The organism is Nonomuraea sp. NPDC003560 (assembly GCF_042878785.1).
Taxonomy (GTDB): Bacteria; Actinomycetota; Actinomycetes; order Streptosporangiales; family Streptosporangiaceae; genus Nonomuraea.
In genome coordinates, this window is the sequence record NZ_JBIAOF010000022.1 from 100,136 (window position 1) to 109,205 (window position 9,070).

Sequence of the window (9,070 nt, forward strand, 5' to 3'; positions counted from 1 at the left end):
TCGGTGCACTTCCGGCCGAGCGGCCGCAGTCGCTCGACGCGGGGCAGCAGCGCAACTTGGTCAGCACCTTCCAGCTCTTCAAGTCTCGACGACGCGTTCGCCAATGGCGCGGATGCGGGCGTGGGTCGCGGTTGACGTCTTGCTGCCCGCGAGACAGCCAGGGCCAGTGACGATACCGCTTCCACAGTGTCCGAATCGTGCCCGGCAGCCCGGGGGACGGGGTCGTGGACGCTGCATTCGCTCAGGGAAATGGGATGACATCGTGATCGTGGCAAAAGAAGGGGAACGGCTCATCGAGCTCTCTGTCCTCAGCGTTCCGGGAACTGAGGACTGGGTCGCCGAGGTCTGGGATCTAGCGCCGAACGGTGGGGAACTCATGCACATCCACAAGTCGGTGACCGGAGAGATCCGCGTGACGGTTCTCGAGGAAGGGCTGGATCCCGCATTCGTTTCGCGGTGGTCACGACGCGCGGAGGAAGAGCTGCGCGACTACTGACACATACACACCGCCGGGCCTCCTGCCCAGGAGGCCCGGCATGGCGACATCGGAGCACTGTACGATGCCACAACTCGCCCATGGCATCTGATCCGGCCTTCTACCCTCGGCACACGCGCTCCTACGCCCGCTGTACCTGTTCCTGGTCCGGTTGCTCGGCTCGCTGACGCTACTCCCGCCGGGCGACACCTGTTGGGTTAGAAAATGTGGTCGACCAGTAGCTATGCGGCTCAAGCACAGAGCGCTTCGAGGCGTCCTGCTGGTGGTGGGGTGGTCCTCGCTCTACATGATCCTCGGACCCGTCCTGCCTCCACTGGTCCTACTCAGCCGTGAAGACCGCAGCAATGACGTTGATCGTGGTGCTTCGGCATCAGGCCGCCGTGCTGCGCCGTCAGGTGAACCGGCCCGATCTCCGCTCGCAAGACCGGGTGGTACTCGCTGCGCTGTCGCGAGTGCTCCCCAAACCCTCGTAGCCGGCGTTCAGACCCGGCACGAGCACTCCGAACTCTGCTGTCCGCGGAAGCCGCATCCACAGTTGCGCTACCACGAGCGAGGACGGCAGACGGACGATTAAGTAGGCCAACCGTTCAGCATTGCGTAAGGCGATACCTCTGTCCAGCCACAACACAGCAAGCCCTGCGCCGCGCGCTGGCATCAGTGTTCGCCCTGGCCACCCGTCCCTGCCGGCTTCTCCAAGGCTCGCCCTCGTACGCCGTCCTGCCGAGGGACACCCGACCAGACCACCTCTCATCGCCGCCGTGCTTGCGCGCCGCTTCTTGCCGAACGACGGCGTCGGGCCGGCACCCTGGCGTGATGAGACAGAGATCAACGACTGCGATGATCGAGGCGTGAAGCGCATGAGCGTCGCGCTGGTCGTGGCCGGCCTGCTGAGCGTGACGATTCCGGGCGGCGCCGTGCACGCGGCTTCCGCATCGGAGTCTCTCGACTCCGTCGTGCAGGCGATCAAAAAGCAGTTCGCGAAGAAGAGCACCGTGCACTTCTCCGTTAGGCGACGCGGCGGCCCTCCGCCCTCGGAGGGTCTCAAGATCTCCGGCGCGCACCGCTTCAACGCTTCGGGCATGTACGCCGCCGACCTCACCGAGATCTCCCGCGAAACGCCAGTACATCCAGGCCGTCATCGCGCACACCACCAGACGCATTTGCGTGGTCGACACCACCGCTCACATGAGCGCCAACTGGGTCATCCAAGCGATCAGAAATCTGGTGATGGATCTGACCGACGCGGGCTGCCGGGCGCGCTTCCGATCCGAGATCGGGATGGGAAGTTCTCGGTGCTCATGAAAGAGATTCTCGCCGAGGCCGGCATCAAGACCGTGCTCACCGGCATTCGGATGCCGCAGATGAACTCGGTCACGGAGCGGTGGGTGCAGTCGTGTCGCAACGAGCTTCTCGACCGCTGCCTCGTTTGGAACGAACGCCACCCGCGGCACGCCCTGCGCGAGTACGGACACTTCTACAACCAGCACCGGGCCCATCAAGCCCTGGACCAAGCAGCGCCGCTGCGTTCCGCCCCTGACCCGATCTCGGATCCGACTCAAATCATCGACCTGAATGTACGCCGACGAGACCGGCTCGGCGGCGTTCTCCACGAATACTCACACGTCGCTTGACCTGCGTGGATGGATTTTCGGCAGGAGAGGGTTGAAAGGGATTCGTTGTGCCCGAAGTTCAGTGACGTCTACCAACGAACGAGCATTAGTTGGCTTGACACCCCCAAAGGCCCCAAGCAACATACAACGAATGGCAGCCTCCGCTGTAGCCGTAGAGTATTTAGATTCTTCGGAGAACATACCAGCGCGCAACCGCCACGTGCCGAGATCCATACTTCTCCAAGCGCCCCTGCTCCAGCAGGGCTGGAATAGCGGCAGACACCTCAGGCGATACAGCCCCGATCTTATGGAAGTCATATTTGAGCTCCCGCACGATCTCAACGCAATCCCACGTCCCGTAGATAAGGGCCTCGCACTCTTCAATGCTGAAGGCACTGGTCGTCCACACAAGTAGAGAACCTCCAACTTCGAGATGCTCGGCTCCTTCGCTGACCACTCTCGTGAAGAGGTCAAGATCCGGGTGTGGGCAGTTCGCGGCGATGAGGTCAAATTTCCTGTCGCCCACAGCCTCGAAGGCGTTGCTCTCCCATGCCTCAATTTCCGTGTCGTTGAGGCCGGCGTTGTAGATCGTATTCTGTACTGCTGCTGGGTCGATATCCACGCAAGTGACGTCAGCTCCGCACAGGGAGGCGACTATACCGATCAGACCGCTTCCGCATCCGACGTCAAGGATGCGCAACCCCTGCGCCGAGCGCCTGACCACTTCCTCTGCGAACGTCCTGCCGATCAACGAAGGAGGATAGACTCGCTCCGCCCAGGTTTCAAGACGAACTTCAAGCTCTCGACTCATGAAGATCTCGAAAATCATGGTGATCCTTCGCCTCCTGGGCATCGAGAAACAGATTGAGGCCGACCTAAATCTCGTTTCCCGTGTGCTTAGAATCCAGAAGAACCTGAGCAGTTCAGATCGCGTATCTCACGCAGTAGTATCACACGAATAGCGAATGGCCAGAGCAAGGCGCATATCTCCTGCTCAGGGCATCAACCGTCCGTGTCGACAACTATGATCACCGCTACGGTCGATCAGTCACGTAAATCCCACCGCGTACCTCATTGTCAACCTCTGACCTTTCTGCTTCAATAGCCGATCCTGGGTTGTATCGAGCGGGAGCTCACGTGGATAGCGAATTACATCTGCCGCACGACGTAGAGTACGTCAACCGCTTCGGCTTCAGCGGCCGGCTTGACCAGCCAGATCACCTGTCGCCGCCCTACGATGTGATCCACAACCTGGCCAAGAATGCTCCCCAGTTGTTGCGGGCAGGTGATCTGGGCGAGGAGATCGCGCGGCTTCCCATCATCGAAGCACCTGTGCCCGCCGATGAGCTGGAGCTGTTCAAGATGGCGTATAGCTTCTTGGTGCAGGCGTATGTCTGGGAGCCGATCCACCTGGATCAAAGCGGCCTTCCCAGAACAACCGTTCCCATGCAGCTGGCGAAGCCGCTCATCTCGATATCCGCCGAGCTTGACGAGCCTCCCACGTACTTGTACTCCGACCACACGATTCGGAACAGCAGGCTCATCGATTCTGGGAAACCTGCAATACTCGAAAACCTGAAATCGGTCTACACGTTTTCAGGAACCAGCGACGAAAATCAGTTCGTAGTAGTCCATACCGCATATGAGCAGGTCGGTCTCCCCGCTGTCCGTAAAGCAATCAGCCTGATGACGCAGAGCCACCTCGATCTGAGCGATGGTCTCGACGCGATCGCAGCGACGATCGAGCAGATGCGGCATGAATTCCTAAAGGTCAAAGACGTCGTCTCGCCAAAAATCTTTCAAAGCAATATTCGCCTGTATCTGATGGGGTGGCGGAATAACCTTCCGTCAATTCGCTTCGAGGGCGCCCGCATCAACGCCTCTGAGCTTCGCGGCGAGACGGGATCGGGAAGTGCGCTTCTTCCCTTTTTTGACCGCTTCATGTCCATTATGCATGACGTAGAGCAGGCTGACGAGAATGAGAACCTGCAGACATACTGGGACTTCGACAAGTACCGACCGAAGTGGCATCGGTCCACTCTTGAATGGGTTGCGGCCTCCACAAGGATACGGGAAAAGGCTCTCCAAAGCCCTCATTGCAGGAGAAGTTATAATCGCGTCGTTGAGCAGGTGGCTCGTCTCAGGGAAGCGCACCTACACAATGTCGGCATCTATCTCCGAGGGAACGCGGGCCTCGCTTTTCGAGGAAACTATGGTACCGGGGGATCGAACTTCGCCACATACCTTCACGCCCTGGTGGTGCACAACCGTAAGATGATGATCTGATAGTTTCACCAAGGTGACGGGGATGAAGGGGCGTATACGTGAAAGATGGCACATCCGTCCGAATCGGAATTATCGGCACGGGCAGCATTGCGCGTGATCAACATGGTCCCGCCTGCGTCGAGGTAGCCGGCGCTCAACTAAACAGTGTACTTAGTAGGACTGCGGAGAACGCCGACAATTTTGCTTCATCATTCGTATTGGACAGAAAGGTGAAGTCCTTCATCGACCGTGATGCTTTTCTGGCTGACGACTCGCTGGACGCGGTGATCATCGCCAGTCCTGACTCACTGCACTTCGAACAGGCAAAGGCGTGTCTAGAGGCAGGAAAGCATGTACTGGTAGAAAAACCATTTGCCTTGACTCTCGACGAGAGCCTCGCCTTGATTCAGTTGGCGGACAAGACTGGACTCCAACTGGGAGTGGGTTTTCACTTGCGCTGGCATCCAGGAATCGAACATGTACTGAACCTGATCAAAAAGCGAGAGATCGGCAACGTGCGTCATATCGCTATGCGGTGGACGTTCCTACGTGATACGACGGCCGACTGGCGGGCAGATCCCGCATTCAGTCGGTGGTGGTCACTGTCTGGGGTGGGCTCTCACTGCCTCGATCTCATGCGCATGTTCATGGATCGGTTCGGCTGGACGCGCTCGTTCCTGTCCGGCTCGTGCATGAGCGGGATTCTGGGAAGCCGCAACGAGGAAACCACTCTGATCACGGCCATCTTTCAACAAGGGCTTACCGCGCAGATCCTTTCCTCCGTTCTCTTCCCATCGCAATCAGAGCTGTCGTTCTTTGGCGACAAGGGGAGCATCACGTGCGATGGACTGCTTGGACGATCAGCGCCCGGAATCGTCACTTTGAACGGCATGCCATCCACCTATGTTTTCGAGAACCCTTACCGCCGGCAGCTTGAAGGCTTCTGTTCTTCAATCATCAAAGGGTCTCCCTTCCCCGTTCACGGAAAGGTATGGATCGACGTCCTTAATGATCTAAATCATATTTCTAGAGAAGAATAGCACAAATGGATCCGTTTACCATCATCGGCTTGATCCTGGGCGCTGTGGGAACCATCTATACTGCGGCTTCATACTATGCATCCAGCAAGACGAAGAGCCCCGGAGCCCCTGCTCGGAAGGGCGCGGACACGTCGGCAGCCATGGGGGCTGATGGTGCCCCACTTGCTGCAATCACGGCGTCTCGCAAGTTGGTGATCGGATGCATCAATTGGCCTCCTTTCGCCAAATTCCATAGAGACGGCAGCTCCGTATCATTCAGTGAGCTCTATGTCGAGGTGCTGCAGGAGATCGGCAGACGTAATAATATCGATGTCCAGTTCCTTCCGACCCGTGCCAGCCAAATAGTTCCCCAGCTCGAGAACGCGCAGGTCGATGCGATCGCCTGCCTTCTTGAGACCCCGCAAAGAAGGCACCTTGGTGAGGTTGTAGATGCCAGGTTCGGGGTCCCAGTCATCGGGGTCGTTCGCAAAGAGGGAGTGGCGAAGTGGAACCCCCAACGGCTCAGGGACAGAAGCACAATCGTGGCCGCCGTCGTTGGTGAAGTGGGAGAGGAGGTCGCCCGGACTCGCTATGGGGCGACGTGCGAGAACGGGAGGCTGATAACCATCGACACAGATTATGTTCCCGGAGTGTTTCTCCAGATCGCGCTGGGAAATGCGGACATCGCCCTTGTTTCGGGAACACGATGGCTGCAGTACTGCAAGGACGTCGATCCAGCGGAGATCAATCTGTGCTGTGTTTTCGCGGACCTGCCCCTCCTTCTCGTGCCCTGCGGCGTCTTCGTCCGAGCAAACTGTGATGAACTGAGGGACTGGCTCGATCGAGAACTGTACGAAATGTGGGATCGGCCAGAATTGCAGGAGCGTTGCCGTCAAATAGTCGAAGATTACGGACCTTTCATTGTACCACTTTGAAGAGCTTATAAAGGTTGCCCTGTCTCCGGCTCTGGCTCTTTTGATCGTCATAACTATCGCGCTGGTCGAAAAATGGTTCGGACCTACGGTAGGCGGGCTTCTGCAAGGGACTCCGATCGTGGCCTTTCCGGTGATGCTTTATCTCTCACTCAGCCAACCGGCGGAGTTCTTCAGCGATGCTGCTGTATATGCGGTAGCCGGTGTTTTTCCGTTCCAGGCGAGCCTGCTCGTGTTCGTTACTGTCCGGAAGCGGAGCACGGCCGTCGTAGTTGGCCTAGCCATTCTTGTGTGGGTCTCATGCGCCATCGGGATGAGTCTTGTCGGCCCAATAGTTGGCGTAACGGTGGCGATGGCCTCTTTCCCTGTGATTTGGCTGAAAGCCAGGAGGGTCTGTCGGAGATCGGACGTTCTCTCGAGCGTTCATGAAATCATATCGCCACGGCTCTCGGCTCGAGCGGGCATAGCCTTTGTGGTCGTATTTGCGATCAGTTTGTTTTCCAGAATGCTGGACAGCGGGTGGACCGGTCTCGCGATCATGTTCCCTACGACCTCCATCATCCTTCTGTCCTTCAATCATGCGGGAGGCGGCTATCCGCGGGTTATCAGGAGTTTCACCGGGATCAATACCACGGTCATAGCATTGGCGATGTTTCTTCTGTGCTGTGCCATCTTCTGTCGCAGTTTGCCAAGTGTTGCAGCGGTCTTCCTGGCTCTCCTGACGTCGCTTGCCTTCACCGCCGTGATCGTCGTGTATTCGCGCAGGCGGACGACAGTGTCGGCAAGGTGACGCTGCGCCTGCCGGAAATTGGGGTCCGTGCAGTTCAGGCGGCATGTGGGTACTTGTGGAGGATTGCTCCGAGCCGGTCGTGGAGGGTGTCACTTGAAGTGACAACCTCCGGTCGTGCCGGCGGATATTCAGGCCCAGGATGCGCGCCGGTTCGGTGAGCGGGTCGGGGCGGCGCGGAGTAGGCCGCCTGGTCGAGGGCTTGATGAGCGCGATGCTCGTTGTTGAGCTTCTCGTACTCGCCCAGGGAGTGGCGTAGATGGCCATCATTCCAGAGCAGGCAGCGGTCCAGGAGTTCGCGGCGGCAGGTCTGCACCCACCGTTCCATGATGGAGTTCATGCGCGGCATCCGGGTGCCGGTGAGTACAGCCTGGATACTGGCGTCGGCGAGGATTTCATCCATAAGAGAGGGAACTTGCCGTCCCGGTCTCGGATCAGGGACTGCGCCCTGCAGCCCGCGTCCTCGAGATTCATGACGAGGTTCCTGATCGTCTGGGTGACCCAGACCGCGGTCGGGTAGGCGGTCGTGCCGAGCACATGGATGCGCCTGGTGGGATGCTCGATGACGGCCATCATGTAGTGGCGCTTGCCGTTGAGGGTGATGGTCTCGATGAAGTCGCAAGCCAGAAGTGCGTCGGCTTGTGATCGTAGGAAGTGGGCCCAGGTGGTGGAGGCCCGCTCGGGTGCCCTATCAAGACCTTCCCATTGGAGGATCCCCAGAGTGTGGAAGCAGCAACCTTGAGGCCGAGCATGCTGAGTTCGCCGTGCACTCGCCGATAGCCCCAGGAGGGGTCCTCTCGGACCAGGCGCAGAATGGGTGTGTAGATGGAGCGGACGGTCGGCGGGCGCTCACGGCGTTTCGGCCGGCAGGTACGGGCATGTTGGTGCTTCACCAACTCGCGGTGCCAGTGCAGGATGGTGTCTGGGCGGACGACAAGCCGGCCTCGACGTAGGACCGCTGGGGGCGGAAAGGTCAGGAGCGCCCCCATGAAGAGACGGTTTTCAGGGGCGAACCTCACCCGTGCATTGGTGCCAGGCTGCTGTTGCAGGACCATGACCTGGTGACGCAGGACAAGAGTCTCGACATCCTAATCATGATCACTCATCGGCAGTGGCCGAAGTGCGGCGAACGCGTTCGTGACGGTGAGATAGGCCAGGCGAAGAAGCGCGAACGATCATCATGCCGCACCAGCTCTCCTCCACGGACGAGTGGAGACCGCCTATGCCTGAAGGGTGTTAATACTCCGTTCACGGTCGTGAGCTGCGGGTTTGTCTCGGCTTCCTGGTCGGAGCAGTGGCCTGGGCCAGGCATGCTCGAGGCTCGTGACGCTCCGTCTCATCTACATGATCTTCTGCCGCATCGTAGGTTGGCTGACGCTGCTGGCCCGTAGCGACGCCTCCAAGAACATGGAGATCCTCGTCCTGCGGCACGAGGCCACCGTGCTGCGCCGCCAGGCCACCGTCCACGGCTGTCATGGGCGGACCGAGCTGTGCTGTCCGCGCTGGGCCGAGAACTGCCAGCGTGGCCGCCGGTTGAGCACATCAGGGACGCAGCTGCGCTGGCACCAGCATCTGATCGCAAGTCCCTGTACTTACCATGCACCGGAACATAGGACCGCCAGCGACCGATCCGGCGGTCGTGGCGTTGATCCAGCAGTTGGCACGGCAGAATCCCCGCTGGGGTTACGAGCGCATCCGTGGCGAACTGCGGCTTCTGGGCCATCAGGTGAGTAGTGCGACGATCCGCCGGGTACTGAACCGGGCGCGCCTGGGTCCGGCACCGCGACGTGCCGATGACCGCTGGCGTGATTTCCTCCGCGCCCACGCCGCCAGCACGCTGGCTTGTGACTTCTTCACGATGGACACTGAATCGCCCCGAATTTGATGGAGACCTCAGCGGTTGATTGCGATGGGTTCGTTGGGGTGGTGTTGAGCGTAGTAGAGACCTTCGAACTCCTCTG

Annotated in this window: 9 protein-coding genes and 1 pseudogene; 7 read left to right on the plus strand and 3 right to left on the minus strand. The window is 59.3% G+C overall.

Annotated elements, in window-relative coordinates; genetic code table 11:
- Positions 1-40 precede the first annotated feature (40 nt).
- A pseudogene (locus tag ACFYUV_RS49695) lies at positions 41-211 on the minus strand (IS5/IS1182 family transposase); the annotation flags it as partial.
- A gap of 51 nt (positions 212-262) precedes the next feature.
- Here ACFYUV_RS49695 and ACFYUV_RS49700 point away from each other — a divergent pair.
- Together ACFYUV_RS49700 and ACFYUV_RS49705 are read left to right on the plus strand one after the other, a co-directional pair.
- Entirely contained in the window at positions 263-496 is a 234-nt protein-coding gene (locus tag ACFYUV_RS49700) for a hypothetical protein (protein ID WP_387682850.1), read from the plus strand.
- A gap of 758 nt (positions 497-1,254) precedes the next feature.
- Entirely contained in the window at positions 1,255-2,127 is an 873-nt protein-coding gene (locus tag ACFYUV_RS49705; RefSeq protein WP_387682852.1) for an integrase core domain-containing protein, read from the plus strand.
- A gap of 160 nt (positions 2,128-2,287) precedes the next feature.
- On the opposite strand, the gene ACFYUV_RS49710 is transcribed toward ACFYUV_RS49705, so the two are convergent.
- Positions 2,288-2,935, minus strand: a complete 648-nt coding sequence (locus ACFYUV_RS49710) for a methyltransferase (RefSeq protein WP_387682854.1) — start codon at positions 2,933-2,935, stop codon at positions 2,288-2,290.
- Between the two features lie 308 nt (positions 2,936-3,243).
- Here ACFYUV_RS49710 and ACFYUV_RS49715 point away from each other — a divergent pair, with 308 nt between their 5' ends.
- The 4 genes from ACFYUV_RS49715 to ACFYUV_RS49730 all read left to right on the plus strand — a co-directional run bounded on the left by ACFYUV_RS49715 (position 3,244) and on the right by ACFYUV_RS49730 (position 7,112).
- Positions 3,244-4,392 carry a hypothetical protein gene (locus tag ACFYUV_RS49715; RefSeq protein WP_387682856.1) on the plus strand — a complete coding sequence of 383 codons (1,149 nt, stop codon included), beginning with the start codon at positions 3,244-3,246 and terminating at the stop codon, positions 4,390-4,392.
- Positions 4,393-4,430: 38 nt separating this feature from the next.
- Positions 4,431-5,411 carry a Gfo/Idh/MocA family protein gene (locus tag ACFYUV_RS49720; protein ID WP_387682858.1) on the plus strand — a complete coding sequence of 327 codons (981 nt, stop codon included), beginning with the start codon at positions 4,431-4,433 and terminating at the stop codon, positions 5,409-5,411.
- Positions 5,412-5,551: 140 nt separating this feature from the next.
- Positions 5,552-6,325 carry a substrate-binding periplasmic protein gene (locus ACFYUV_RS49725; protein WP_387682873.1) on the plus strand — a complete coding sequence of 258 codons (774 nt, stop codon included), beginning with the start codon at positions 5,552-5,554 and terminating at the stop codon, positions 6,323-6,325.
- Complete coding sequence (locus ACFYUV_RS49730) at positions 6,312-7,112, plus strand: hypothetical protein (protein WP_387682860.1); 801 nt, start codon at positions 6,312-6,314, stop codon at positions 7,110-7,112. Before ACFYUV_RS49725 ends, ACFYUV_RS49730 begins: the two co-directional genes overlap by 14 nt.
- Positions 7,113-7,146: 34 nt before the next feature.
- On the opposite strand, the gene ACFYUV_RS49735 is transcribed toward ACFYUV_RS49730, so the two are convergent.
- Positions 7,147-7,512, minus strand: a complete 366-nt coding sequence (locus ACFYUV_RS49735; protein WP_387682862.1) for a hypothetical protein — start codon at positions 7,510-7,512, stop codon at positions 7,147-7,149.
- A gap of 1,194 nt (positions 7,513-8,706) precedes the next feature.
- On the opposite strand from ACFYUV_RS49735, the gene ACFYUV_RS49740 reads away from it, so the two are divergent.
- Positions 8,707-8,994 (plus strand): helix-turn-helix domain-containing protein, encoded by a 288-nt coding sequence (locus ACFYUV_RS49740; RefSeq protein WP_387682863.1) that lies wholly within the window; start codon positions 8,707-8,709, stop codon positions 8,992-8,994.
- Positions 8,995-9,070: the final 76 nt, after the last annotated feature.